Source organism: Streptomyces sp. NPDC093546 (genome assembly GCF_044765045.1).
In the GTDB taxonomy this organism is placed as follows: domain Bacteria; phylum Actinomycetota; class Actinomycetes; order Streptomycetales; family Streptomycetaceae; genus Streptomyces.
The window spans coordinates 107788-132309 of sequence record NZ_JBIWJG010000017.1 but is presented as its reverse complement, the minus strand read 5'-3'; the positions used below and the strand labels follow the sequence as shown (position 1 = coordinate 132309).

Sequence of the window (24522 nt, the reverse complement as noted above, 5' to 3'; positions counted from 1 at the left end):
AACGGAGCGATCAACGCCCACGACTCATCCGTCAATTCATGCCGACGTACCACGAACAGAGCAACGAGCGATCGACTTTCCGGACACGGCCTAGGGCTTGCCCGCGCTGCCGACGGGAGGGTTGCCGGGTCAGGTCCGCAGACGTGAGAACCAGCCGCACAGAGCTCGAAACCCAGCCCCTCGTCGGAACAGGCGCCGGCCTCGGCTCCGGAACCGGTGCCAGCGGAGGGGGACCGTCATCCGAGTCGACACCGTCAACAACGTCCGCAGTCCGGGCGGGGCGGTGTCGGTGAGTGCGGCGGCGTGCGATCGATGTGGCAACCCGCCCCGTTCTCGTCAATTTGACGATTAATGCGGTATGCTGCCTGCCACGGCGGGACTCCGCCTGCCGGGCGAGCCGTCCTCGGGAGGGGCACACATGGAGAGCGAGAGCGCGGCCGACACAGTCGCCATCCCGGCGGGGGGGCTGATCGAGCCCGCGATGGCCATGGCGTTGAACGTGCACTCCAGCCCGGGCGTGTACGCGCTGCTGCTGGTGGAGGACAGCAAGGGCCCTACCGCCGCACACCGGGCCATCGCCCAGCTGGTCAAGCGCGGCAGCGTCAGGGTCATCCTCACCACCAACTTCGACCGGCTGACCGAGCGGGCTCTGCAGGAGGTCGGGATTTCGCCGCAGGTGGTGAGCCGTCCGGAGCAGATCAAGGGTATGAAGCCGCTCGCGCACAGCCAGGTCACTGTGATCAAGCTGCACGGGGACTACGCCGACCTGGAGCAGCGCAACACGGTCGACGAGCTGGAGACCTACCCGGAGGAGCTCCAGCAGCTCCTGGAGCGGGTGCTGGACGAGTATGGGCTGATCGTATGCGGCTGGTCCGCGGACTGGGACCGAGCGCTCGTCCGCGCCGTCGAGGGGACCCGGTCGCGCCGGTACCCGCTGTTCTGGTCGCAGTATGGCCGGTTCAGCGACGCCGCCCGGGCCCTCACCGCGCAGCACGGTGCGGTGGTGATCGACGGCAAGAACGCCGACGAATTGTTCACCGGCCTCGTGAGCCGAGTCGAAGCCCTGGACCGGCTGACCACCGCGCCCATCACCCGGGACGTCGCCGTCGTACAGCTGAAGCGAGCCCTGCCCGACCCTCTGCGCCGGATCGAGTTGTTCGACCTCGTCGATCAAGCCGTCACCCAGATCGTCGGCCGCAGCACGCCCGAGCACAGGCCAGTGCTTGCCGCATCCGCCACCTGGGCCGACACCTTCGGGTCCAACGTCCGCGGCTACCGGGCTGACAGCGACATCTTGCTGCACCTGCTGGCCACCGGCGTCTTCCACGACGACGGCACCCACGACCACGTATGGCGGCGCGCCGTCGAGCGCCTCGCCCGCCTGCGCGACACCTCACCGAGTCCCTTCAACGAGCACTTGGAGAAGCTGCGCCACCTTCCGGCGCTGCTGGCCACCTGGACGATCGGCGTCGCCGCCATCCTCAACCGCCGCGAGGAACTGCTGGCCACCGTCCTCTACCACCCTGAGTGGGCCTTGCCGAACTCCGGCCACGCCCGTCTAGGGCCAGCTTGGTACCTCAACCCCAACCGAATCCTCATCGCCGACGGCATGCACGACATGCACCCGTCCGGGAACGGGGGGAGGTTTCTCTACCCCCAGAGCAACTGGCTGAAGGACACGCTGCGCGAGCCCTTCCGACTCATCGAGACCAGCGACACCGCCTACAACGAAGCATGCGCCCGCTTTGAGTTCCTGGCCTCCATGATCGCCATGGACACCGACAGCGAATTCTTCGCCTACCCCTGGTCCGGAGAATTCTTCCTCAGCTTTGCATGGGGCCACGACAACAACGGCCTCGCCAGCGTCATCGCGGAGGAACTCACCGAAACGTGGCCGCTCCTGCACGCCGGCGCCTTTGGAAGACAGCTCCCCCGCGCTCAGAAGGCCCTCTCCGCGCTCACTGAGTGGAGGAGCCAGCACGGCAGAAGATGGTGAGCCCGGCCTTCGAGTTCAGCCGGAGTCATCGTCATGCCGGGACGCAGCGCGCGCTCGAAGTGGTCCGGTCTCGTCATCGGCGGCCGCGACCTCCACCACGGCCAAGGGCGCTGGGAGGGGTTGCCCGTTGCCCGTACGGGGAGGCAACGGGCAGCGAGACACGCCGTATCGGTGTGGCGGGCGCGGGGAGGGGCGCGGCGCCCGGCCGGGGTGGGCCCGCGGGCGGGGGCGGGGGCGACTTCATCAAGCACCGCCAGGACGACGCCGAGGACCAGGACCACGAGCCAGGGGCCAGGGGCCGCCGCGGGGCGGTCGCGGGGCGAGCGGGCGCGGCGGTGCGGGGGTGGGGGCGGCCCCGGCCGTACTGCGGTCCCGTCACCCGGGGACCGGGGCCTATCCCCCGCACTCCATACCGGCGAGGGCTGGCACGGAGCCCATCTGCCCGCCCCGGGCGCTCAGGGTTGAGGTGCCGCCTGCCGGGTGGACTCGCCCGCGCCCGACCCCGGCCGGGCCGGCACGGGTGGCGGGCGCTGGGAGGGAGATGCCGCATGGCCCCCTGCACGGGCAGGGGGCCATGCGGCACGCGCAGCTACCCGTCGGGCGGAGCCAGGATGTGCCCGGGTCCGGTGCGCGCTCGACCGTGTGCGTCCGGTTCACGGCGCTGTGGGGGTGCAGCACTCGGTAAGCCGGGAGTCGTCGGCCTGGGCGACGAAGGCCCGCCTGAAGCGCACTCGCATCGCGTCAGATCGAGCTGTCGCTGGCCGTGCTGCACTGTCCGACTTGGCCGGTGGGCGTGTACGGGCGTCCGTCCAGGGTGGTGTCCGAATGGCGGAGGACGGTGCCGGTGTTGCAGTCGATGACGAAGGTGCGCAGGAACTGCACGGTGCACCCGTTGAGTTGTGCGGTGATGGAGAACTGGTCGGCCGTCCACGACTTGCTGGTGACGTGGAAGGTCTCCAGATACAGGGCGACGTAGAGGTTTCCGCTGGCGAGGTCTGCCGCCGTGATGGGGGCGGAGACGGTCAGTGTCTCGACGTGGCCGACGGGGGCGTTCGGCGTCACGTTGTCGAAGCCCGTCAGCATGGTGTTGCGATACAGCCGCAGTGAACCGACTTGGGCCTGGCCCGCACCCGGTCCGTTTTGGGTGACGCGTGCGGAGATGGTGAGCGTTCCGGTGGCTCCTTCGCAGGCGGGTGGCGAGGTGGCGGTGATGCGGCCGACGGCAGTGCGGTAGACCTGGGTGCCGTCGCCGGCGGCGCCGTTCGGGTCGGCGGGGTAGGTGAGGGCGCCGCCGGACCACAGGGCGGCGTGCGAACCCGGCAGGTCCGGGAACCTCGCCTCCAGGCCGAGGGTGGCGACCGTGTCGTCCACGACCGTGAGCCTGACCGGGGTCGCGGTGGTGATGTCGCACAGCAGCAGCGTCGAGGTGCTGCGGCACGGCGGCGGGCACGCGCACCGCGTTCGGCCGCCGTGCGGTGCGCAGGGAACACGGGTATTACACATGTACGCCTCCTGGCTTGTGTGGCGGCGAGGGGGTGGCCCGGCCGTTTGGAAAATCGATGTGCATCCCTGGCTGCCCCGGCCGACGAAGCGTCGTCGGCCGGGGCAGGGCATCGGTCGCCTCAGTCGCTGATCTTGACGTACGTCAGGTGGGACCCCCTGCCCCGGAACTCCGACCCCTCGATCGTGGACCCGCCGGTCAGCCCGTTGCCGGGACCACCGCCCTGAAGGATCGCCTGTACGCGGATCGTCCTCGACCCCTGCGCCGGCGTCACGGTGATGAGCCTGGACAGCGGTGTCGGGCCGTTGATGCAGTGCTGGAAGCGGGTGGTGGCCGACGCCGAGAACTGGTGCTGGGCCGAGTGGCGGCGCCCGAGGTCGGCTCCGGTCCCGTCGATCAGGCGCACCGTGGTCCACAGGTTGGTGGTTCCGGATTCGTCGACGGTCGCGCAGATCTGCGTGTGGAGGTCGCCGACCACCAGATACACCCCCGGTTCGGGAAGGGTGAGCCGCAGGTCGGTGTCGGCCCAGTTGTTGCTGGTGCGGGTCGGCAGCAGGTTGACGTTGGCGACAGGTCCCACCTGGCCGTGGCGGGGAGTCAGGTACGCCTTGACCGAGTAGGTCTGGGGGCAGTCATCGGCGTCCGGGGCGTTCACGACGACGTCGATCGACTGCCGGTCGTCGGCGATACGGCGCGGCGCCGGGCCGGTGACCCCAGTGACGCGGGTCTGCGGGACGAGCAGGCCCGACGCGGTGGAGGTCAGCGCGTTGCACCGGGTCGGGTCGATGGGCGTGTCGGTGCACGGATCACAGGGGGCGGGCCCGGGCGGGGGGCAGGGGCAGGGGTCGCAGGAGGGGGTCCGTTCGACGCAGACCGTCACGGCGTCGGTGTTGTCGCCGGGGCGGGGGTCCCTCTCGTTGGCGGTGGCGGTGGCGGTGTTGGTAAGCGGTCCCGTTTCGGTGGCCTTGGCGTGGAGGATGAGGGTGGCGGTGGCGCCGCTGGCGAGGTCGCCGACCGTCCACTGGCCGGTGGCCGGGTCGTAGGTGCCGGGGGAACCGGTGGCGGACAGGAAGGTGAGGTCGCCGGGGAGCTGGTCGGTGACGGTGACGCCGGTGGCCTGGTTCGGGCCGGCGTTGCGGACGGTGATGCGGTAGGTCACGACCTGGCCGACGGTGACGGTGGTGGCGTCGGCCGCCTTCACCACCGTCAGGTTGGCGGCCGGTCGCACCTCGGTGACCGCCTCGTTGGAGGTGGCGGTCAGCGGCTCGGGGCTGGGGCCAAGGCGGTTCTCGTAGGTGGCGGTGGCGGTGTTGGTGATCCGGCCGCCGCCGCTGGCCTCGTCGATGGTGACCCGGTACTCCACCGTGGTACCGCCGGGCAGGGCCTCGGTGTTGGGCAGGCTGCCGGGCTGGCCGCTGGTGGCGCCGTTGCCGAGGTGGAAGACGACCCGGTCGCCCTGGGCGTCGACGTACGCCTGGTCGTCCCCCGTCTGGTCCGTCTTCGGCCCGGTGTTGGGACCTTCCACGATGCGCAGGGACCCGGGCAGGTAGGTGGTGCCGGCCGGGATGGCGTCGGTCAGGGTGAGGGCTTCGGCCGCGCCGCCGCCCTCGTTGCGGGCGGTGACGCGGTAGGTGATGACGTCGCCCACCTCCAGCGGTCCCTCGGGGATGGCGCTTTTGGTGAGCACAACGCGGGGTGCGGTGCCGAAGAACACGCCGTCCAGGAAGTTCCCGATGCCCTGGTTTCCGCCGGCGGCGGAGACGGAGCGGAAGGCGAACCGGGTGGTGTTCTGGCCGGCCGGCACGGTATAGGTGCCGGTGTAGTAACCCCAGGCGGTGTTGCCGTCAGTGAAGCGCCGCTGCTCCACGACGGCTCCGGGTGCGCCGATGTCCAGGGCCATGGTGTCCTGGCCGAGGCGCCCGCGGTGGTACAGCCGCCAGTACAGTCGCGTGCCCGGTGTGGTCGGCAGGTCCTGGTAGAGGGTGGAGACCTGGTGGGCGTTCAGCTCGGCGAACTGGGCCCCGTCGGCCGCCGGGACGCCGTTGAAGCCGGAGCGCCACAGCTCGATCCTGCGGTCGGTCGCGGTGGTGAGCCAGCCGGGGACCCGGCGGGGCTCCTGCGTCTGCGAGGCATCCGGCAGGAACTCGACGTCGGTGACGGGGGGTTCCTCGAAGCTGCCGTTGACGAGCGAGACGCGGAGTGGGGTAGGAGTGGTCACTGTCTTCCCCTTTGCTGGGTGTTCTCTGCGTGCAGCGCCACACATGAAACGTGACTGCTTGTCGCTGCTTGAACACGCTGAGTACAGCGGGTGCGAGGAATGACGGAAAGTGACCGAGCTTCGTTCTCAGACATCTCTGTCCGACGGGTTTGAGTAGTTGATTCGCGCATAAATGTGCGGCGTGTCGCGCTCGCGCACCGCGCGGGGACCGGTGCACCGACGCGCATATGACCACATGAACCAAGCGCCCCCGAACGGACGGCCGAAACGCTCGCCTGGTCAAGCTTCGCCATGACGCGAGGGGGTGAAGTTATGCGGTGTCGGGTTGACGGCGGGATCCGAGCAGGATGGCACTCGCCGATGTCCACGCGCGCCCGGAACGTGACCGTCATCGACAATTCACGGACCGCATGAGCTGGGGACGACAGGGAGATACGCCAATGTCCCCAGCACCTCGACACCATAAGGCCCCGCCCTTGGTGATCATGGCGCTTCCCGGCCGCATCAGGGCATCGTTGGGCGTCCGTCACGGTGACGAGGGTGCATTGGAGCCGGCGGATCGCGCCTTCGGCTTGCGTGTACTGCCGGAGGGGCGGCGGTGTCGCTTGCCAGGTGGACTCCCCCACGTCGGCCGGGCGGGTCGGCGCGGAGGGGCGAGGCAACGGCCGAATCCGTCCGGCACCCGCCGGACAGCAGCCCGCGCCGCCTGTCGGGTGGACTCCACCGGCCCCGGCCGGGACGGGCGCGGGGTGGGAAGGATCAGGGCATCACGTGGTCCTTGCCTCTGCCGGTCTTGACGGTGCCCGCGGACAGCCCGGTCCTGCCGGTGGGGCGGGCGTCCAGCGCCGCGCGCAGGCGCTCCGCGATGGGCTGGTACCGCTGGACGAAGTCAGGGTCCTTCAGCTGGTCGGGCTCGGGCAGCTGCTTGTGCGGGAGGGGCCGGCGCCCGACGAGCCGGCCCAGCTCCGGGCCGGGCCGCGTCAGGTCCGCGCCGTGGCGCGCCACCGCGTCGGCCGGGATGCCGGGCCGGCCCGCGCGCACGTCCTCGGCCAGGTCCTCCAGGAAGTCGAGGCGCTGCATGGCGCGGATGAGCACATGGCAGTGGGCGGTGAACGCCTCCCGCGCGGGTGGCTCCGCAGGGGCGAGCAGACAGGCCGTGAGCATCAGCCCGGGCAGGGAGTACTCCCGTACGTACCGCTCCAGCTCCTCGTCGTCCGCGATGGTCCGCCACGCCGCCTCGCGCGCGCACCCCCGAAGGAAGTCCTCCACGTGCCCGCGCACGTCCGGGTGCCGCTCGGCGGTGCGCGTCAGGCAACGCAGCACCGGCAGCCCCGAGACGCCTTCCGCGAACGCCTTCCGTACGAGCCCGTCCCACTCCGCGAGCGCGCCCGCCCGCTCGTCGTCAGCACCCCGGTCGATCCGGTCGTCCGTCTCGTGCATGAAGGCGACGGCGGCCACGACGTGCGGCAGCAGCCCGGCGGGCAGCAGCAACCGCGCCGCCGCGTACTCGGCGGGCCGATACCGCCGAACCGCCCGCCGCTGCTCCGTGTAGTCCCGTCGCAGCCGGGCCTCGCCGACCCCGGCCCGGTCGAGGGCCCGCTTCCACATGCCGATCTCCTGTCGTCCGTCGGCTGTGAGCCTAGGGGGTGGGGACACTCCGGGCGAGACGCTCGCTACGGCCGACCGGAAACCCGGATGAGCCGCCGGCGTTCGCGGAGAAACTGCCAAAGACCGCTGCCGAGCTGTACGTCCACGACGCCTCCGACGACGACCTGGCCGCCGAGGACAAGCTGGTGAAGTCCTCGATCCACACCGACCTTCTACGAACCTGAGGCCAGCCGCTCGTACCGCAACAGAACACGGGTAATCTCCCACTCCCCCGGCTCCAGGACCGAAGGCCCGGGCGCGCGGCGGCACGGAGCGGCCGCACCCCACACCTTCGACCCAGCGCCCCTGCTCCAGCGCACCATCGCCGTTGACGACCGGCGAAACGCAGATCCTCCAGCAGCACCCGAAGCTTCTCAGGCACCTGTGACGTCACCTGCGCAGCCGCACTGAGCAAAATGCTCACGTGTTGCTGCAACTCGACCGGTTCACATCCCTCCTCCAGCGCCTCAGCGACCATGACGAGCAGCGTGCTCATCTCGATCTGCACCTCATACGGCAACGAGGTGCACCACCAGGTGCGCCCCTACGGATCGGGGGCCGAGCCGCTTACCGAGAAGGACGGCACCGCGCTGGCCAACGGGCTGCTGTCCGCCATGGCCAAGACGGCGGCCAGAGCGGCCGGGCAGCCGAAAGGCCGCTTCCAGCGGCCACCCCACGGGCGGGGAAGGCCGCTGTGGATCGTCGGTCGGGTGAGCGGTGGGAGGATCCTCGTTTGTGGTCGGCGATCCACGAGCGGATAACGCATAGCGCCGCGTACGGTACTGCGCGAAGGCAGCTTGTCGCGCCAGCAGGCGACAAGCCACACACGAGGTGAGGTGTCAGCATGGCCGTCCGGGACAAGAGCGCCACCATCGACAGAAGCGGCATCGTGCAACTTCACCTCTCCGTGGCGAAGCAGTGCACCGTCGAGATCCGCCAGCCTCGCGACACCCTCACGCTCAGCCGCCGAAAGAACGGCGTCAACCTCGACCTTATCGAGGACAATTCCAACTTCACCGGCCTCAAGACCGCTCAGACCATCCCCTGGGGCACAATCCGCGCCCTCGGGCCCGAAGGCCTCCAGATCTTTTATCGCGTACGCACGGGCAGGGACGTTACCCTTGTCCCAGAATTCGAATTCGAGGACTGACAAAACAGCCCTCCCCGCGGCCGGCGGGGCGCCTGCGGGAGAAGTCACGGAGTCAGGCGGCGGCGTCGGCTGACCATCACGGCCGCCCGTCCCGGCCCGGGCCACCAACTCGCGCTGGACCGCGGAAGCGTTGCCGTGCCAGTACGCCAGCAGCGCCCGGATCTCCTTGGTGATCTCAAACCGGTCACCGCTGCGTTCCCCGGGGCGGATCGCGGCCCGGGGCGATCGTGAGGCCTCAGCCAGTCACCGCCACACCGTTCGCTCCGACACGCCCAGGCGCTCCCCGGGCCAGGCGCACATGCTCCCACGACAGCCGCCGCTCGGCGCGCAGCGGAGCGGCGGCCCCGGCCAACCGCCGTACGGCGGGCGCGGAGCGCCGTGGAGACGCCGAACGCGTCCAGCTAAGAGTTGTCCCGCAACTGATCTTGATCCAAAGATGGTTCGTGCAGAACTGGATCCTGGGGACCGCTGGGGCGCTCCGCCGCCACGGTCGCGTCGTTCTCCTGGACTGTTCGGTTTGATCACTTGGTGTCCGAGGCGGCCCAGGATGCGACGGCTAGCGGGCGGCTCCACCTGGGGAAATGAGCGGCAGGGTCACCCTGCTACGCGGTACGGTGCGCCGATGTCAGAGATCAAGAAGTTCCAAGTCACCTTTGACTGCGCAGAACCTGAGCGCCTCGCTCGCTTCTGGTGTGAAGTGTTGGGGTACGTCATGCCGCCGGCGTCTGTTCTTCCAGCGCGTCCCGGAAGGCAAGATCGTCAAGAATCGGGTGCATCTCGACGTCCGAGTCGGAACCGGGCTCGTGGGGGACGAGCGCCTCGCCGTGCTCGAAGCCGAGTGCGCACGACTGGTCGCGCTCGGTGCGACCCACGTGCAAACGCTGTATGCCGATGAGGAAAACGAGTCGTGCATCCCGATGCTGGACATCGAGGGTAACGAGTTCTGTATCGACTGAACGCTCTTCGAGCCGGGGAGGTGGGGAGCCACCTACCCGGACCTCTCCGCTCTCGCATAGGGCGGGAGTTTCCCCGCGAGGGCGGGGTTGTGCAGCCGGGCGATGCCGGGCATGACGGTGTGAACGCCGTCGCCTTTCAGACGGCAGTCACGAAGAATCTTCCATGCCTTCATCCGCGCGAAGACGTGCTCGACACGGGCCCGGACCTTGCGGTGCCAGGTGTTGTGCTCCTCTTTCCAAGCTGGCAGTGCGGTCTGGCCGCATTCACGGCGGTGCGGAATGAGCAGGCCTGTGCCCCGATAGCCGCCGTCCGCGATGACCGTGGCCCGGCCGACGGCGGCCTCGCACCGGAAAGTTCCCATGCCTTGCATTCGTTGCGGTTGCCGGGCAGCGGCCAGCCGACGGCGACGACGAGTTGGGAGTCGGCGTCGATGACGACCTGGTGGTTGGTGGAGTACCGGTGATTCTTCGACTGCTCGGCGATGGTGTGGTCGCGGGTCGGGACCAGGGTGACGTCCACGATCAGCACGGCGTCCCTGCGGAACCGCTTGCGCTGCTGGAGCGCGAGCGACGGCCCAAGGTGGTCGATGATGCGGTCGGCCGCCGACTTCGACCCATACCACGAACGGCGGAGACGGCGGGCGGGCGCGCGGCGCCGGCAGGCGGCGAACGCGTCCAACTAGACCTGGACAGGGCGCAAGAACGGCGCAGCCCGCCGAGCGGCGCACGAGCACCCGGCCGTACGGCGAGCGCGGCGAACGAAGGCGCCTACCGTGCCGGCCCGCCCGGACCTACGGCGCAGACAGAGCTGCACGGCGCGCGCGACGTGGCCATACAGCGGGACCGCGGGCGCGGAGCGACCCGGCCCCGGCAGGGACCCAGCACGGGTAGGCGGACAGACGGCGGACCGTACGACGAGCGGCGGGGCGGAACCGGCACGGAGCGACGACGGGACCTCGGCCAGCGACCGTACGACGTGCACCAGCGCGGCGCCGGTACGGAGCAGCCCGGCCATACAGCGGGCGGCGAAGCGGCCCCGGCACGAAGCACGCGCGGAGGCCCGCACGACGGTCGGCGAGACGGCGGGCGGACCCCGACGTCGCAGCAGGCAGTCGGCAGCACGGCACGACCCCGACGCAGCTCGCACGGCGCAACGCCCGAACGGCGCCTGGACGACCATCCCGAACGCAACAAACAACGGCAAACAGGCGCGCAGCGGCGGAGCCGCGTCGGGCGTACGACGCGCGGCAGGCACCGGGCGGCGGGCGGCGGGCGGCGGGCGGCGGGCGGGGCAGCCAGTCCCCGGCACGAGGCGAAGCGTAGCGCGGACGCACGGCGGAGCGGCCCGAGCGTGCTGCGGGTGGACGGCGGGGGCAAACAGAGCGCGGCCCCGGCACGCGAGCAAGCGGCGCGGCGCCGTACAGCCTGCTGTCCGGGGCGTTGCGCGCAGGGCACGCCGGGAGTGGGGGTGCGTGGAGGTGACAGCGTCCTTCGTGCGGGTGAGGAGCGCCGTGGCCACGTCACCCGTATGAGACACGAGCGCCCCGCACTTGCGCGAAGTCCGGCCCATGTCCCTCACGTGCGTTGACCCACGTCACAGCGTGTCCCTCAGTCAGGTCAACACTCCCCGTACTGGCTGTGAACGGCCAGAGATCCGGGCACGCCAAGGGTGACCTCGACGAAAAGGAGCGCCATCATGCCGCACCTCCCCCAGCGCACCCCTCGCCTGCTCCTCGCCACGGCCGCGGCCACCCTGCTGCTGCCGGTGGCGGCCAGCCCGGCCCACGCGGCCCCGCCGGTCTACACCTGCGCTTCCGTTACCGCCCTCGATCCGGATCCGAGCCGCCGGACCGCCGCCTGGGGCTCAGCTCCCTGCGAACGTCCCAAAGGCACGGACGTAGTTCACGTCATCCAGGACCCGTTCATCCTCAAGGGCCGGTCCGGGGCGTCCTACCGCTGTGACCGGATGTGGCAGGACCGAGAAGCCGGTCTCTACAACGCGTTCAAGACACGGATGACGGTTCAGGGCTACTACTGCCTGCGCCAGTAGCGGCCGCAAGGTCCCTCAAGCCCTCTACACGTTCGTCGGCGCGGGAGCAGGACTGGCGCGGCGGCCCAAACGCGCAGCCGCCGTACGGCGACGCCGCCCCGTACGGAGCGGCGAGCAAGGCAGCCGTACGACGCCCCCGGCGCTGAACGGCGGACCGGGCGATCAACAGCCCCGGGGAAGGCGGCGAACGCACGACGACCCCGGCGCGCTCGGTACAGCGACCGGGCCAGGCGCGGAGCGGCGGGTGCGGGTACCGCGCGCGGGCGGCGGACGCGAAGCGGAAGCGGACAGCCCACCCGGCCCCGGTACGGAGCAGCGACCCCGGCACGGGCGGTGGAGGCCCGCACGGGGGGGGCGGCGAGGCAGCGGGCGGACATCGCGTCCTGGGTCGCATCCCGAGTCGCGCCCCGGGTCGCAGCGGCGTTCGTCGGCGCGGGTCTTGAAGACGTACTCCGACAATGGTTGAGCGCTACGGCCTGCCTGTCGGAGGACGAAAGGCGGGCAGGTCTCGGTACTAGCGGCCGGCCGTCGGCGTGGCCGTCGGGTGCCACTCGCGGCGGAGGAGGCCGAAGACCCAGGAGTCGGAGACGTCGCCGTTGACGATGCAGTCCTCGCGGAGGGTGCCTTCGCGGACGAAGCCGAGCTTCTCCAGGACCCGGGCGGACGCCACATTGCGGGTGTCGGTCTCGGCCTGAACGCGGTTCAGGTCCAGGGTGTCGAACGCCCACCGCAGGACGGCGTGCGCGGTCTCCGTGGCGTAGCCGTGGCCCCACGCGGCGGTGTCGAAGACGTAGCCCAGGGACGCGCTGCGGAAGTCCGGGTTCCAGCTGGTCAGGCCGCACCAGCCGATGAACGCGCCGTCGGAGACACGGTCGACGGCCACCCGCGCTCCCGTGCCTTCCTCCTCGATCGTCCGGCAGGTCGCGATGAAGCGCTGGGCGCGGGCCGGTTCGGTCCATGGCGGGGAGTCCCAGTAGCGCAGCACGTTGGCGCTGCTGTGCAGCGCGTAGAGCGGCGCCGCGTCGGCGTCGATGAACGGCCTCAGTCGCAGGCGGGCGGTGTGCAGCTCGGGGGTGGGCAATGTCATGCGGAGTATCCTGCCGCGTCCCGCTCGCCCCCGGCCATCCGTTTGTCCGGACGGTCGGGGGCGCGTACGTCCCCGGTGACGCCGGACGCGCCGCATGGGCGGTGCGTCTGCTGGTCGCCTGGGCGGACCGGGCGCGCTACATCGGCGTCGTCCTGTTCGGCGTAGCGGTGCGCGCGGGTGCGGGAGGCGTCGGCCGCTTTGGTGAACGCGTCCTGAAGGCGGCGCAGCCGTTCGGGAGTGAGATCGAGGACGTCCACGTCCGTGCGGGACTCCTTCAAGGTCCGCAGCGCCGTCAGGTCAATCGCCTCCCTAGGTTCGGCCTCGGGCTCCTGGTCGTCGTGTTCGGGGTCATCGGCCGCGAGGGCGAGCAGCTGCTCGGGCATCGCCGCGATCCCTGCCGTCCGGCCCCGGTGGTAGCCGCCCGGCCGCACCAGCTGGGTGAAGCTCAAGCAGTACGCCGAGCGGGAAGGCCACGCCCGGGTGTCGTACGGGCACAAGGGGGGCGCCTACCCGCTGGGGCAGTGGGTCGCGGAGCAGCGGAGCGCGCGGTACGACGGCGAGCGAGCAGCGGCGCTCCCATGCCCAGGCCGGGCGCGAGAACTCCTCGACGGTCCACGTGACCTCCTTCACCAACATCGTCAACTGACAGGCCCAGGACATCACATAACGCGGCCAGCGTGGCTGAATCTGGCGTGATCTTGTTGCCTTCGACCCGGGAGATCCACGGGGCCGAGTAACCCACCCGTTCGCCGACCGCCGTTTGAGACATGCGCTTGGCCTGCCTCGCCAGCCGCAGTTTCTCGCCCAGCTCCACCGTCATGCACACAGTGTGCCGACCGGCGCACAGGCTTTGCAGACCTTCGGCGAGACCTAGCTCGATCAGTGTGATCGGTTGTTGACTGGTCGCCACACCACCCTGGTCTGGGAGCCGCAGAGGCTCCGGTCGGGGGCTGAGCGACGAGGCGGGGAAGGCAGCCCCGTCTGTCCCGCGGCCTGCAACGTCCCGGCCGCGTGCTGATCCCGCGAGCGCCACGAGAAGGAGTGACGCCATGCCCTTGCTGCACGACGTGGACCGCAACCGCGCCATCGAACTGTTGAACCAGCTCGTCACTGTAGGCATCGACTTCAAGCTCGACGACCAGGTGACCCGCAAACGTCTCGCTCCCGCCGAGATCCGCGACCTTCTTGTCACAGACCTGCCCGGGCAGCCGTCCGGCGTGACCGCGGTCGTGCAGGAGCTCGTGGACACCGTGCTGCCGATATGCACCAACGAGCCCCCCCCCCCGCTTCCTCGGCTTCGGCCACACCGGCGCCGACATCGCCGCGCTCGCCGGCGGCCTCATCGCCCTGATCAACCAGTCGTTCGCCGCGCCGTCCGCGACGTTCACCGAGATCGCCGTCATCCGGTGGCTCTGCGACCTGATCGGCTACACCAACCCGGCCGTCGCCGAGGTGAAGACGGGGTGGGACGTCGGCGGCGTCACCACCTAGGGCGGCACCGGCTCCAACACCACGGCGATGATGCTGGCCCGGGAGAACATCGCCCCCAGCACCATGCACCAGGGTGTCACCGACCCGAGCCGGACGCACATCGTCGTCCCGGCCGGGATCGGCCACTACAGCGTCAAGAGCGCCCTGGAGTGGATCGGCTGCGGCGGCCGGATCATCGAGGTCCCCACGCGCGGCTACCGCTACGACCTGGCGGCTCTGGAACGCACCCTGGCCGAACGACCAGGCGAGGTGCTGTCCGTCGTCGCCTACACCGGCGACAGCCGCACGCACACCGTTGAGAACCTGCGCGCCGTCCACGACATCACCCGCGCCGCCGACCCCCGCATCTGGCTGCACGCCGACGTCCGCTGGGGCCTGATGTGCGCCTTCACGCCCGAGCCCGCCGGCAGGCTCAACGGGATCAAGGACTTCGACTCCGTCACCGTCGACCCGCACAAGGTCATGGACATCCCGTACGCCATGTCCGCGCTCCTCGTACGCGACCCCGCCGCCCTGCGGCTGATCTCCTCGTACTCCGACCTGATCATGCAGGAGGACTTCGCCTTCGGGCAGGTCACCCCGTTCATCGGCACCAAGGAGTGGTCCTCGATCAAGCTGTGGGCGATGATGCGCGCCCACGGCCGCAGCGGGCTCGCCGACCTCATGCGGCGCCGCCTGATCACCACCCGCACCTTCACCGGCCTGGTCGACGACAACCCGCGCCTCCTGCGGCTGAACGACCCCGGCACGACCGCCGTGGTGTTCCTGTACCTGCCCACCGGCCACGACCCCGCACAGCCGGACGCCGAGCGGATCAACACCATCAGCCGACGCATCCACGCCCGCATCCTGGAAGAGGGCCGGTGGCACTTCCACCAGTTCTCAGTCCCCGACGACACCGGCCGCCTCCAGCACGGCGCGACCCTGTACCCGCTGCGGTTCATGGGCAACCCGCAGATGCTGAACTCCCCGGCGTTCGAACGGCGGCTCCTCCTCAACGCCCTCACCACCCCGCACCTCTTCCTCACCGGCGACGTCCACACCTACCGGCGCCACGTCGCCAAGGCCGAACGAGGCTGCGCACTTCTCGCCCTGCGGATCGCCGGGGCCGGGCAAATCAGGCTCGCCGACGCCACCAGCGCACTACTGGCGTCTCCGGAAGGCCTGACCGAGAAGCGATTCCTCGGCTACCGGCCCGGCCCCCACCTGTACGCGGTCCTGCGCCGGGGCCTTGCCGACCTCGCGCACGAGCACCTGGTCCACCTCGACCACGACGCGATCACGTGGAGACCGACGTGACCACCCCAACCTGGGACGACCTCCCAGCCCACATCCGCCACCGCATCGCCGACCACTTCCAGCCCACCAGCCCGGCCGAGCCCGTCGCGGGCGGCTTCACCCCCGGCGTCCGCGTCCGGATCCTCACCGCCACCGGCGGCGAGGTGTTCATCAAGGCCATCCCCGCACACGGCCCGCTCGCCGACCTGTACCGCACCGAGGCAGCCATCAACCGCCTCCCCGACGGGCTCGGACCGCGGCTGCTGACCACCATGGACACGGACGGCTGGGTCGTCCTCGCCTTCACCTACGCCGAGGGCCGCCACCCCGACCTCTCCCCCGGCTCCCCCGACCTCTCCGCCGTACTCGACGCCGTCGCAGCCCTCCACACCCAGCTCACCCCGTGCCCGTACCCGGACGCGCCCGAATTCACGGACCACCCCGTCGTCGAACGCGCGGCCACGCAGCACGACGCCATGCGCGGCGACACCCTGCTCCACTGCGACATCAGGGCGGACAACATCCTCATCGGCGAGCACGGCCCACTGTTCGTCGCCTGGGCCCTCGCCCACCGCGGCGCCGCCTGGCTCGACGCCGCCCTGATGGTCCCCCAGCTCATCCTCGCCGGGTACACCCCCGAGGAAGCCGAGAAGCACGCCGCCCAGATCCCGGCCTACCAGGACGCCCCCGAAGAAGCGGTCACGGCGTTCGCCGCCTCGATCACCAGCTAATGGGAGCAGCGCGCCCACGAGAGTGTCGAAGACCTGCGGGCGTACCGCCGGCGAGCCCTGGAAGCCAGGCGGGCATGGGAGGCACACCGCCGCTGAACGCCCGTCCTCGGATCGGGCCTCGAAGGCCGGATCAGGCGGCAGCGAGCGGTCGATGCCGACGAGGTGGAATCCGTCGTACGGAGCGCGCGGTTGCGGCGTGACGGCGTCCGCGCGGCGGGAGCCCGGCACAGGCGAGGGAACGTGCCACGATCGCTGGGAGCCCCGGGTCGGCTCCGAGCTGATCGGTTGGGGCGCCGGCGGGCCGAGCCAGGGCCGGGCACCGCACAGGGTGATCAGGCCCGAATGGGCGGTCAGCAGTTCATACAGCGCGGTGAACCGCTTTTCCGTGGCCGTCGGCCAGTCGGTGCCGGTTGGTCCACCTTGCAGTCATCGGCCAGGCCTGTGACGACGTGGCCACGGCGATCGACCGGTCTCGCGAATGATCAGGATGTGCTCACGCCTCAGCGTGTGTTGCGCTTGTCGGGCAGCGGGCGGAGGTCCGTTGAGGGGACGGTCAGCTGGCGAGCTGGCTTCGCCAGTGGTGCAGCGGCTGGATGAGGCGGCGTCCGGCCTGGTGGTCGATGGCTTCGGCGAGGCCGTGCAGGAGGGAGGTGAGCATGGCGCGGGTAGTGGGGTCGTTCAGGCGCTCGCCCGGCTCGGCCTCGTGGTCCAGGCGGGTGTGGACTTCGGGGACGGCGACCTGGGGGCCGCCGACCACGTAGACGTTGAGCAGGGCGAACAGTTCACGCAGCTGGCTCTGGGCGCGGATGCCGCCGAAGATGCCGGGGGAAGCTGACAGGACTACCGCGGCGTGGCCGGGCAGGGTGCTCGCGCCGTAGGGGCGTGAAGCCCAGTCCAGGGCGTTCTTCAGGACACCGGGCATGGCGCCGTTGTATTCGGGTGTGGCCACGATGAGGCCGTCGGCGTCGGCGATGGCCTGCCACATCCTGCGCACGGTGGCCGGCGGGTCGGCCTCGAGGTCTTCGTTGAAGTGGGGCAGTTCGCCCAGGCCCTTGAACAGCTCGATGTGCATGCCTTCGGGGGCGAGCGTCTGAAGGCCCTGGAGCATCTGGGTATTGAATGAGGCGGCTCGCAGAGAGCCGGAGATGGCCAGGACATGGCTCATGAAGGGTTACTCCGGGACAGATACGGGCGTGGCAGTGTCGCCGCGCCGACATGGACAAGCGGCATTGAGGGTGAGGGGCGGGACAAAGGCCGGCCCCGCCGGGCGGGGCTTCGGGGCGGGGCCGGCGGTCAGACAGCTCGGTGGGTCAGCCGCGGAAGCTCTCGCGTTGGGCGAAGTCGGGGATCTCACCGGCCGCGAAGGCGTCCGTGTAGTGCAGGGGGCGGGCGGTGTCGATGTTCCACACGTAGATCGGCAGCCGGTCGCGGGCCGCGGCCAGGCGTGCCTGGTTGGGACCGTGGTTCATCCCGCCGGGGGTGACGCTCATCAGCCCGGGGGGCGGGCCGACCCTGCGGCCGTCGGGGGTGCCGAGGGGGACGATCACCTCGTCGTAGTCGACGTTGCGGTGGTAGGGCTGCGCGCGCTCGGCGTCCTCGGCACTCTGCATCGGGCGCGGGGCCATGGTGACGATCCAGTTGTCGCCCGACTGGAACGTGGCGTGTGCCATCGGCGGCACATCCAGCCGCTCCGATGTCAACGGCCGGATGTCCGCCAGTCGGAGACGGAACGGGGCGAGGCTGCCGGTCCAGCCCTCGACGTCGGCGGGATCGAAGGCGTAGAAGATGGAGGACAGCTCCCCGTCGCGGGTGATGAGCACCTCCCACTCCCCGCTCGCGTCTGCTGGTGCCGGGACGGCCTCCCGGGCGTCGAGCCGGGGGACGTCCAGGACGCCTCGGTCGAAGGGCAGGAAGTGACCGAGCGGGCCGCGTTCGGGAAGCACGATCGGCTCCCGCGTCTGCACCACGTACGTCAGGTGCTCGACACCTTCGTCGGGTATGAGGCGGTAGTTGGTGCCCTTCGGGATGACCAGGTACTCCAGCGGTCCGTAGGTCAGGGCGCCGTAGTCGCAGACCAGGGTGCCGCTGCCGGACTGGGTCAGCAGCAGCGTGTCGCCGTCGGCGTTGCGGAAGTAGTACGGCATCGCGGCGGACCGCTTGGACACCGAGATTTTGATGTCGTCGTTGAACATCAGCAGCGTCGGCAGCGCCCTGGGGTTGGACGCGTCAGCGGTCGCGAGGTCGGTGAGCTGGATACCGCGTGGCCGGATCGGGCCTTCGACGCGCAGCCAGTTGGTGGTGGGGTGGGCGTGGTAGAGCTGGGAGACCTCTCCCTCGAAGCCGCGGCGTGCGTGATGTTCCTCGAAGGTGCCCTCCGGCACCGCCGAGTGGGCCTGACCGGATATCCGGCCCTGAACGTGCTTGGCGAACATGAGACTCCTCCATGGGCGCGTACCGCGTCGCGCCAGTCGGTGAGTGTGTGAGGGTGCTGCGGGGCGGGCGGCAGCCCCGGTGCACCGTTCGCGGAGGCGGGGGGGGTGCCGCCGTGCTGGTAGCCGGGTCAGTCCAGGGTGAGGACGAGCTTGCCGCGCTGGCCGCCGGTTTCCATCAGCCGGTGAGCTTCGGCAAGGTCCGCCAGCGTGAAGCAGCGGGCGATGGGCAGGTCCAAGTCGCCGCGGGCTGCGAGACCGGCGACCTGGGCCACAGTCTCGGCCGCGCGGGTGCCGAACATCATCGTGATGCCGTACTGCTTGGCCAGCGGCGGGCTGGCCAGCGTCACGATCCGGCCCTTGTCGCCGGTCACGGCGATCGAGACGGTGATCGCCTCCTCGGAGCCGGTCAGATCGAGGGAGGCATCCACCCCCTGCGGGGCCAGCTCCCGCACACGCTCCTCCAGGCCCTCGCCGTACGTCACAGGCGTACCACCGAGGGACCGCACGTAGTCGTGGTTGTCGTCACTGACGGTGCCGATCACCCGGGCGCCCCAGGCGCGGGCGAACTGGGCGGCAACCGAGCCGACCCCGCCGGCCGCACCGTGGATCAGCACGGTCTCGCCCGCTGCGACCTCCAGCATCCGCAGCGCGTTGTACGCCGCCTGACCGACCGCGCCGATGACCGCTGCCGTCTCCCAGGAGAGCTCCGCAGGCTTCAAGGTCAGGTTCTCGACGGGGACGACGACCTGCTCGGCGTAGGCCGCCAGATCGACGAACCCGATCACCTCATCCCCCACCGCGAAGCCCTCGGCTCCGGCGCCGACCTGGTCGACCACCCCGGCGAACTCGTTGCCGAGCTGCTGCGGGAAAGAGATGTCGAAGACCGCGTCGAACTCCCCGCGCCGGACCTTCGCGTCGATCGGGTTCAGCCCCGCCGCCTTGACCCGCACCCGCACCTGACCCGGCCCGGCCTTCGGCTCAGGAAGATCAGCCACCCGGAGAACCTCCGGAGCGCCGTAGGAGTCCATCACCACTGCCTTCATGCCAGCCGCCGCCTTACCTTCGATTGAGTGAATCAGTACCGGAAACAGCCTTCGATCAGTGCCATCCGGCGTCCTTCTGGTGACCAAGTCAACGCCTACGGCTCGATCGCGTCCAACACTCCTGGGCTGATACGTGACAGTCAAAGACTGTTAATGTGGAAGGCGTGGACCTTGACCTGCGCCAGGTGCGCTACGCCGTCACCCTCGCCGAGGAGCTGCACTTCGGTCGGGCGGCAGCGGCGCTGACCATCGCTCAGCAGACGCTTTCCTCGCAGATCAGCGCCCTGGAAAGCCGTGTCGGTGTCCCCCTGTTCACCCGTGACCGCCGCCACGTGGCCCTCACCCCCGCAGGCGAAATCTTCGTCAAACGCGGCCGACGCCTGCTGGCCGACGCCCAGCGCCTGGTCGACGAGGTCGCCCGCACACAGGCACCGCTGCGCATCGACGTCCTCACCGAAGGGCTCACCCCTTCACTCATCACCCAGCACTTGCGCGGCGAGTCACCGTGCCTGCCCTTCGAGGTGTTCCAGAGCCAGGGCCTGGCCGCCGCCCTGCCCCGCCTGCTCGCCGGAGACCTCGACATCTCCTTCGGCCGCCCCCACGGCCTCGGCCAGGACCTCCCGGCGCCCCTGGGCACCATGCCCGTCCGGCTGGAACCCATCGGCCTCGTCATGCCCACCGATCACCCCCTGGCAGCCCACGACGAGGTGACGCTCACCGCGCTCACCGACCACCCACTCCTCGTCCACACCGCCGAGGAAGCCGCAGAATGGCGCGACTGGATCGACGAAGCCATCAACGACTTCAACCTCCAGGCAGCACTGCGCGTACGCGGACACGGCCGCGCCGCCATCCACGCCACCGTCCTCGCCCGCGGCTACCCCGCCTTCGGCCTCACCACCGGAGACCTACCCCACGGCCTCACGGCTCGCCCCCTGATCAACCCCGTACCGCTCTACCCATGGCACGCCGTGTGGAATACGCAAACAGCCACACCTACCGTCAACCGCGCCCTGGAGCTCGTCCACAACTACGCCCAAGACCACCACTGGCACCAGTTCCCCGACCGCACCTGGTGGCTCCCGGGCACCGACCGGACCGACCTGCCCGGACCCTCCTGACAACTCTCATGCCCGGCTCGTAACTCCCGCGTTCGGCCGAGGTGCCCAATCGCACCTGCCGGAAGTTGCGGACCCTGCCCAGGGTCCGCAACTCGCCGTACGCGGGTTCCGGCACAAACGTCGGAATCCGCGCGGAGGTCACCCGCTGCGGCCAGTGGCCGGGCACTCTGTCGGCATACCTGAGCGGGTGGCTGGACAGCACACCACGCGCCCTGGGGTCATGGACGCTCGAGTATCAGCGGTTCGGTTCGACTTTGCGCGCCGTGGGCGGCGTCGAGATCACCTACCGCCGGTGGTCCACCCTGCCGCGCACAGTCGGTCAGTGGAGCTGCGAAGCCAGTAAGCACGGCACCCGCCTGCTGCGCATCGGCCCTTATGAGCTGAAATATGACAGACACGGCAACCGCGTGCAGGCCGTCGGCCCTCTTGAGATCTTCTACGACCGACTCGGCAGCCGCCCCATTCGAGTTCGGCTGCACGGCGAGGGTGAACCGCTGTCCGACGAGCTGCTCCTCGTGCTCTTCCTTGTGCTGTTCTGGCAGAAGCAGGCGTGGGATGCGCATTACGCCAACCGCTGATCGGCGAAGGAACTGGCACCCTGCGGGGACTCTTGAAGGTTGAAGGCCGCCCCCGCTTAATCTTCGATGGCACACGCTCAAGGTTCAGTGGCACAGGACACAGGGACACCAGCCCACCCTGGAGCCGTACGGCCGTTCCGCACGTCCCGATCCTCCGAAGACGCGGCGCCGCTCGCCGGCGGGTTCAGCAACAGCCACGCGGTCAGCACGGCATGGAGCTCGAAGACCTCCCCGCGACCCAGCACGGCCCCCGCCCGCCCGACACGCAGCCGCACACCGTTCGCCCTCACCGAGTACCCGACAACCCCGCGAGGCGGACCCGCCACATGCACTCCGCCGCCCAGCAGGCGCAACAGCTCAGCGGTGCCGGGCGGCGCGCAGTTCGTCCAGGAGCGCCAGGACCTCGCTGCGGGCGGCGGCCGCCGTCGGTAGAGCGGGCCAGCTGCGGCCAGGACGGCGCGGCGTCGGCCAGGCGCAGCGCGGCGGCGCGCAGCCGGTCCTCTTCTCACGGCGCCAGGCAGCCGCGGCCCGATCGCGGGCCCGATCGGCGCGGAGCTTCTCCGGGTATCGGTCGCCGCGGAAGCCGACGGCGTCGCGCTCCAGACGGACGAACCGGCTCTCGGCACTGGAGCGGGTGGCCAGTCCGAGATGGTCGGCGACCTGCTGTCAGGAGGTCCCGCGCTTGCGGGCGGCCCGGGTGAGGTCGTGCTCCAGGGTGTCCAGCGCAGCCCGGGCCTCGTCGAGCTGGGTGAGCGCGGTGAGGACATCGGCGGCCGGCACCTCCACCTGCTCCTGGTCGAGAAGAACCCCTTGCTCCGCAGACTCTGCCGGCTGCATGCATCCCTCGATCCGCTGGCGTGCCGCGGTCAGGCAGAGGGGCGTCCCGCCGGCACAGCTCCGCGATGTACGTCTCGAATTCCTGCCACGACAGGGCGTCGACCTGGGCCATGGACAACTCACGCGCCCGGGCCTCCTCCTGCGCCCGCCACGCGCGGTCCTGGCCGACCGTCAGGCGGTGCGCCCGCAGCAGCGCCCAGCCGGCCCCGCCCACCATGGCTGCGGCGAGTACGGCCACCAGGGACGGGCCACACCCTCGACCAGTTCCCGACGACCCACACCGCTACGGCCAGCGACAGCACCGCACCCCAGACCTGCAGTTTGCTGCGGGTCTGCTCCTTCAAGCGCCGACGCCGTCGACGCGCCGCCACCACTCCCCCGCTCCCCAGACCCGAGAGCTGCCGCCGAAGCACGCCTCGGTGTCACGTTGTCCGACGAACTCAAGGTGCTTTACGGGGTGACACGGGTGGACTACGAAGACGACTTCGAGGAGGCCGATCGCGCCGGTGAAGCGGTCGGCTGCGAGCTCTCCGGTCTGGACTACCTCTATGCCATCACCGGACCGCTCCGTCACCACGGATGGGATATGGACGCGAAGCGCGCGGTCAGTACGGCACCCGACGCCGCGGTGCAGGGCCTGGCCGGCTCAACGGGCTGGATCGGCTTCGGCAGCAACGGAGGTGACGAGTTCGCCGTCGACCTGACTCCTGGCCCGGGCGGACACTTCGGGCAGATCATCCTGGTCGATCACGAGAAGAGCCTCGGTGCCATCCTTGTGGCCGACTCCCTCACCGACTTAGTTCTCGGCCGACTGCGCGAGGAACGCCGTGGCCTCCGCGAAGATCAGCTCCCTGCCGTAGGCTTTGAGTAGCACGCCGACTTGGCGGTGTTCGATGTTCACGAGTACCGACAGCACACTCCCGGGGCTGGAGGCGCGCTGAGGATCCCCTTGGCCGGCGACGTGGCCGGGCGCCATCCGCCGAGGAGAATCGCTGCATGCGGATTCTGATCATCACTGCCGGTTCACGTGGGGATGTCGCGCCCTTCACGGGCCTGGGGCGGCGCTTGCTGGACGCCGGCCATCAGGTCGCCGTGGCCGCTCACGCGTCTTTCACCGCACTCATCGACGGGTGTGGTCTCGACTACCGGCCTGTGCCGGGAGACCCGCAGGGGCTGATCCGGGACTGGTCCCAGGCGGCGTCGCGGGAGGAGGCCCAGGCACTGACGAGGGCGTACGCGGACGGGCTCGCCGACGGGGTGGCGGAAGCCGTGGCGGGCGGGGCCGACCTGCTGCTCACGCCCTCCGGCCCGGCGCCGCTCGGCAGGACGGCCGGCGAAGCGCTCGGCATCCCTGTCATCGGCACGTACCTCGTACCGGCTTTCGCCACCGGAGCATTCGCGCTGCCCAACGCACGCAGCACCGTCGGCGGCCCGGGGCCGGAGGGCAACCTCGCCGCAGGTCGGGACGTGGTGAGGCGCGCTGAAGGGGTCTTCGCGGGCGCCGTGACCCGGCTGCGCGCCCACCTCGGGCTGCCCGGCGCCGGCGCGTCATCGTCATCGGGGGACATCCGGCCGGTCTTCCACGGCTTCAGCCCGCTGGTGGTGCCGCGCCCCGGGGACTGGCCGTCGTGGGCGGAAGTATCGGGCTACTGGTGGCCCGCGCGGCCGGACGGGTGGCAACCCCCGGCCGAACTGGTCGACTTCCTCGAGGCCGGTCCGCCGCCGGTGTTCATCGGGTTCGGCAGCATGGCGCCAGGGCAGGGGGAACGGCTCAGTGAGCTGGTGGCTGCGGCTGTACGGCGGGCGGGGGTGCGTGCGGTGGTGCAGGCGGGGTGGGCCGAACTGAGTGGCTGGGGCGACGACGTCCTGGCCATCGGCGACGTCCCGCACGACTGGCTGTTCCCTCGTACCGCCGCTGTCGTCCATCACGCCGGGGCGGGTACGACCGGAGCCGGACTGCGGGCCGGAGTGCCCGCTGTGGCCGTTCCCGTCATGGCCGACCAGCCGTTCTGGGCGTCTCGGTTGTACGAGCTGGGGGTAGCCCCCCGGCCTGTGCCGTTCCAGGACCTGACCGCCGAAGCTCTCAGGGACGCGATCACGGTCTGCCTGTCCGAGCCGGCCCACCGACGCCGCGCGACCGAACTCGCCCACCGCATCGCAGCAGAGGACGGCGCCGCCGCGGTGCTCACCCACATCGGCTCAGGGGACGCCGGGTGAATCCGAGGAATGCTCCACCACCATGCTGCGGTGCCAGACCGTCCGAGGCACTCCGCCGTATCCGTGCTGCCGAAACTCGCGAACAACTCGAACGCCACCGTCCCCCTGACGCCTCCCAAAGTCGTGAACAAACCCTGCCCGAAGTCGTGCACGAAGCCACGGCCTCGAAGAACTCCTCCAAGGGTCGTC

General features: G+C 70.4%; 19 protein-coding genes and 6 pseudogenes. 13 read left to right on the top strand and 12 right to left on the bottom strand.

Annotated elements, in window-relative coordinates; all coding sequences use genetic code 11:
- Nucleotides 1–418: 418 nt before the first annotated feature.
- Nucleotides 419–1996, top strand: coding sequence for an SIR2 family protein (locus tag ACIRNI_RS28675; protein ID WP_403555748.1), 1578 nt, complete (start codon nt 419–421; stop codon nt 1994–1996).
- Nucleotides 1997–2737: 741 nt separating this feature from the next.
- Here the strand turns inward: ACIRNI_RS28675 and ACIRNI_RS28670 are convergent.
- The 3 genes and pseudogenes from ACIRNI_RS28670 to ACIRNI_RS28660 form a co-directional block, all read right to left on the bottom strand.
- Nucleotides 2738–3499: a hypothetical protein gene (locus ACIRNI_RS28670; RefSeq protein WP_403555746.1), complete on the bottom strand. Its 762-nt coding sequence runs from the start codon at nt 3497–3499 to the stop codon at nt 2738–2740.
- 836 nt (nt 3500–4335) lie between these two features.
- Nucleotides 4336–5715, bottom strand: a pseudogene (locus tag ACIRNI_RS28665) (hypothetical protein); the annotation flags it as partial.
- 759 nt (nt 5716–6474) lie between these two features.
- Entirely contained in the window at nt 6475–7323 is an 849-nt protein-coding gene (locus ACIRNI_RS28660; protein ID WP_403555744.1) for a squalene/phytoene synthase family protein, read from the bottom strand.
- Nucleotides 7324–7361: 38 nt separating this feature from the next.
- On the opposite strand from ACIRNI_RS28660, the gene ACIRNI_RS28655 reads away from it, so the two are divergent.
- The 3 genes from ACIRNI_RS28655 (at nt 7362) to ACIRNI_RS28645 (ending at nt 8512) form a co-directional block, all read left to right on the top strand.
- Nucleotides 7362–7547, top strand: a complete 186-nt coding sequence (locus ACIRNI_RS28655) for a hypothetical protein (protein WP_403555742.1) — start codon at nt 7362–7364, stop codon at nt 7545–7547.
- Nucleotides 7548–7838: 291 nt separating this feature from the next.
- Entirely contained in the window at nt 7839–8123 is a 285-nt protein-coding gene (locus ACIRNI_RS28650; protein ID WP_403555766.1) for a hypothetical protein, read from the top strand.
- Nucleotides 8124–8206: 83 nt separating this feature from the next.
- On the top strand, nt 8207–8512 hold the full coding sequence (locus tag ACIRNI_RS28645; RefSeq protein WP_403555764.1) for a hypothetical protein: 306 nt from the start codon (nt 8207–8209) through the stop codon (nt 8510–8512).
- A 78-nt stretch (nt 8513–8590) separates the two neighbouring features.
- On the opposite strand, the pseudogene ACIRNI_RS28640 reads toward ACIRNI_RS28645, so the two are convergent.
- Nucleotides 8591–8843, bottom strand: a pseudogene (locus tag ACIRNI_RS28640) (transposase); the annotation flags it as partial.
- Here ACIRNI_RS28640 and ACIRNI_RS28635 point away from each other — a divergent pair.
- Nucleotides 8811–9468, top strand: a pseudogene (locus ACIRNI_RS28635) (VOC family protein). The pseudogenes ACIRNI_RS28640 and ACIRNI_RS28635 overlap by 33 nt on opposite strands.
- Nucleotides 9469–9500: 32 nt before the next feature.
- Here ACIRNI_RS28635 and ACIRNI_RS28630 read toward each other — a convergent pair.
- Nucleotides 9501–10084: pseudogene (locus ACIRNI_RS28630) on the bottom strand (transposase); the annotation flags it as partial.
- Nucleotides 10085–11164: 1080 nt separating this feature from the next.
- On the opposite strand from ACIRNI_RS28630, the gene ACIRNI_RS28625 reads away from it, so the two are divergent.
- Nucleotides 11165–11518, top strand: a complete 354-nt coding sequence (locus ACIRNI_RS28625) for a hypothetical protein (RefSeq protein WP_403555740.1) — start codon at nt 11165–11167, stop codon at nt 11516–11518.
- Between the two features lie 514 nt (nt 11519–12032).
- On the opposite strand, the gene ACIRNI_RS28620 is transcribed toward ACIRNI_RS28625, so the two are convergent.
- On the bottom strand, nt 12033–12605 hold the full coding sequence (locus ACIRNI_RS28620; protein WP_403555738.1) for a GNAT family N-acetyltransferase: 573 nt from the start codon (nt 12603–12605) through the stop codon (nt 12033–12035).
- Nucleotides 12602–13054, bottom strand: coding sequence for a hypothetical protein (locus tag ACIRNI_RS28615; protein ID WP_403555736.1), 453 nt, complete (start codon nt 13052–13054; stop codon nt 12602–12604). Before ACIRNI_RS28615 ends, ACIRNI_RS28620 begins: the two co-directional genes overlap by 4 nt.
- Here ACIRNI_RS28615 and ACIRNI_RS28610 point away from each other — a divergent pair.
- Complete coding sequence (locus ACIRNI_RS28610) at nt 13044–13301, top strand: helicase associated domain-containing protein (protein WP_403555762.1); 258 nt, start codon at nt 13044–13046, stop codon at nt 13299–13301. The genes ACIRNI_RS28615 and ACIRNI_RS28610 overlap by 11 nt on opposite strands.
- Here the strand turns inward: ACIRNI_RS28610 and ACIRNI_RS28605 are convergent.
- Nucleotides 13249–13425: pseudogene (locus ACIRNI_RS28605) on the bottom strand (helix-turn-helix domain-containing protein); the annotation flags it as partial. The gene ACIRNI_RS28610 and the pseudogene ACIRNI_RS28605 sit on opposite strands and share 53 nt — an antisense overlap.
- Before the next feature lie 689 nt (nt 13426–14114).
- Between ACIRNI_RS28605 and ACIRNI_RS28600 the strand changes: the two are divergent.
- Together ACIRNI_RS28600 and ACIRNI_RS28595 are read left to right on the top strand one after the other, a co-directional pair.
- A pseudogene (locus ACIRNI_RS28600) lies at nt 14115–15395 on the top strand (pyridoxal-dependent decarboxylase); the annotation flags it as partial.
- Nucleotides 15392–16105 carry an aminoglycoside phosphotransferase gene (locus ACIRNI_RS28595; RefSeq protein WP_403555734.1) on the top strand — a complete coding sequence of 238 codons (714 nt, stop codon included), beginning with the start codon at nt 15392–15394 and terminating at the stop codon, nt 16103–16105. The pseudogene ACIRNI_RS28600 and the gene ACIRNI_RS28595, both read left to right, overlap by 4 nt.
- 553 nt (nt 16106–16658) lie before the next feature.
- Here the strand turns inward: ACIRNI_RS28595 and ACIRNI_RS28590 are convergent.
- The 3 genes from ACIRNI_RS28590 to ACIRNI_RS28580 form a co-directional block, all read right to left on the bottom strand.
- Nucleotides 16659–17270 (bottom strand): NADPH-dependent FMN reductase, encoded by a 612-nt coding sequence (locus ACIRNI_RS28590; protein WP_403555732.1) that lies wholly within the window; start codon nt 17268–17270, stop codon nt 16659–16661.
- A 145-nt stretch (nt 17271–17415) separates the two neighbouring features.
- The gene (locus ACIRNI_RS28585; RefSeq protein ID WP_403555730.1) at nt 17416–18537 is read right to left on the bottom strand and encodes a homogentisate 1,2-dioxygenase; all 1122 of its coding nucleotides are present in this window, start codon (nt 18535–18537) and stop codon (nt 17416–17418) included.
- Nucleotides 18538–18665: 128 nt separating this feature from the next.
- A complete protein-coding gene (locus ACIRNI_RS28580; RefSeq protein WP_403555728.1) occupies nt 18666–19532 on the bottom strand; it encodes an NADP-dependent oxidoreductase in 867 nt (288 codons plus the stop codon).
- Nucleotides 19533–19744: 212 nt separating this feature from the next.
- Here ACIRNI_RS28580 and ACIRNI_RS28575 point away from each other — a divergent pair, with 212 nt between their 5' ends.
- Nucleotides 19745–20701, top strand: coding sequence for a LysR family transcriptional regulator (locus ACIRNI_RS28575; protein WP_403555726.1), 957 nt, complete (start codon nt 19745–19747; stop codon nt 20699–20701).
- Between the two features lie 263 nt (nt 20702–20964).
- Complete coding sequence (locus ACIRNI_RS28570; protein ID WP_403555724.1) at nt 20965–21279, top strand: hypothetical protein; 315 nt, start codon at nt 20965–20967, stop codon at nt 21277–21279.
- Nucleotides 21280–21945: 666 nt separating this feature from the next.
- Here ACIRNI_RS28570 and ACIRNI_RS28565 read toward each other — a convergent pair.
- Nucleotides 21946–22116: a hypothetical protein gene (locus ACIRNI_RS28565; protein ID WP_403555722.1), complete on the bottom strand. Its 171-nt coding sequence runs from the start codon at nt 22114–22116 to the stop codon at nt 21946–21948.
- Between ACIRNI_RS28565 and ACIRNI_RS28560 the strand changes: the two genes are divergently transcribed.
- Together ACIRNI_RS28560 and ACIRNI_RS28555 are read left to right on the top strand one after the other, a co-directional pair.
- A complete protein-coding gene (locus ACIRNI_RS28560; RefSeq protein WP_403555720.1) occupies nt 22115–22987 on the top strand; it encodes an SMI1/KNR4 family protein in 873 nt (290 codons plus the stop codon). The two genes, ACIRNI_RS28565 and ACIRNI_RS28560, sit on opposite strands and share 2 nt — an antisense overlap.
- Nucleotides 22988–23112: 125 nt before the next feature.
- Nucleotides 23113–24333, top strand: a complete 1221-nt coding sequence (locus tag ACIRNI_RS28555) for a glycosyltransferase (protein WP_403555718.1) — start codon at nt 23113–23115, stop codon at nt 24331–24333.
- The last annotated feature ends 189 nt before the right edge of the window (nt 24334–24522 follow it).

Coding starts and splice junctions, on each gene's coding strand:
- ACIRNI_RS28625 (WP_403555740.1), top strand. CDS start 11,165: ATGCCGCACCTCCCCCAGCGCACCCCTCGCCTGCTCCTCGCCACGGCC.
- ACIRNI_RS28645 (WP_403555764.1), top strand. CDS start 8,207: ATGGCCGTCCGGGACAAGAGCGCCACCATCGACAGAAGCGGCATCGTG.
- ACIRNI_RS28590 (WP_403555732.1), bottom strand. CDS start 17,270: ATGAGCCATGTCCTGGCCATCTCCGGCTCTCTGCGAGCCGCCTCATTC.
- ACIRNI_RS28675 (WP_403555748.1), top strand. CDS start 419: ATGGAGAGCGAGAGCGCGGCCGACACAGTCGCCATCCCGGCGGGGGGG.
- ACIRNI_RS28660 (WP_403555744.1), bottom strand. CDS start 7,323: ATGTGGAAGCGGGCCCTCGACCGGGCCGGGGTCGGCGAGGCCCGGCTG.
- ACIRNI_RS28565 (WP_403555722.1), bottom strand. CDS start 22,116: ATGCAGCCGGCAGAGTCTGCGGAGCAAGGGGTTCTTCTCGACCAGGAG.
- ACIRNI_RS28650 (WP_403555766.1), top strand. CDS start 7,839: ATGACGAGCAGCGTGCTCATCTCGATCTGCACCTCATACGGCAACGAG.
- ACIRNI_RS28670 (WP_403555746.1), bottom strand. CDS start 3,499: ATGTGTAATACCCGTGTTCCCTGCGCACCGCACGGCGGCCGAACGCGG.
- ACIRNI_RS28620 (WP_403555738.1), bottom strand. CDS start 12,605: ATGACATTGCCCACCCCCGAGCTGCACACCGCCCGCCTGCGACTGAGG.
- ACIRNI_RS28560 (WP_403555720.1), top strand. CDS start 22,115: ATGCATCCCTCGATCCGCTGGCGTGCCGCGGTCAGGCAGAGGGGCGTC.
- ACIRNI_RS28585 (WP_403555730.1), bottom strand. CDS start 18,537: ATGTTCGCCAAGCACGTTCAGGGCCGGATATCCGGTCAGGCCCACTCG.
- ACIRNI_RS28555 (WP_403555718.1), top strand. CDS start 23,113: ATGCGGATTCTGATCATCACTGCCGGTTCACGTGGGGATGTCGCGCCC.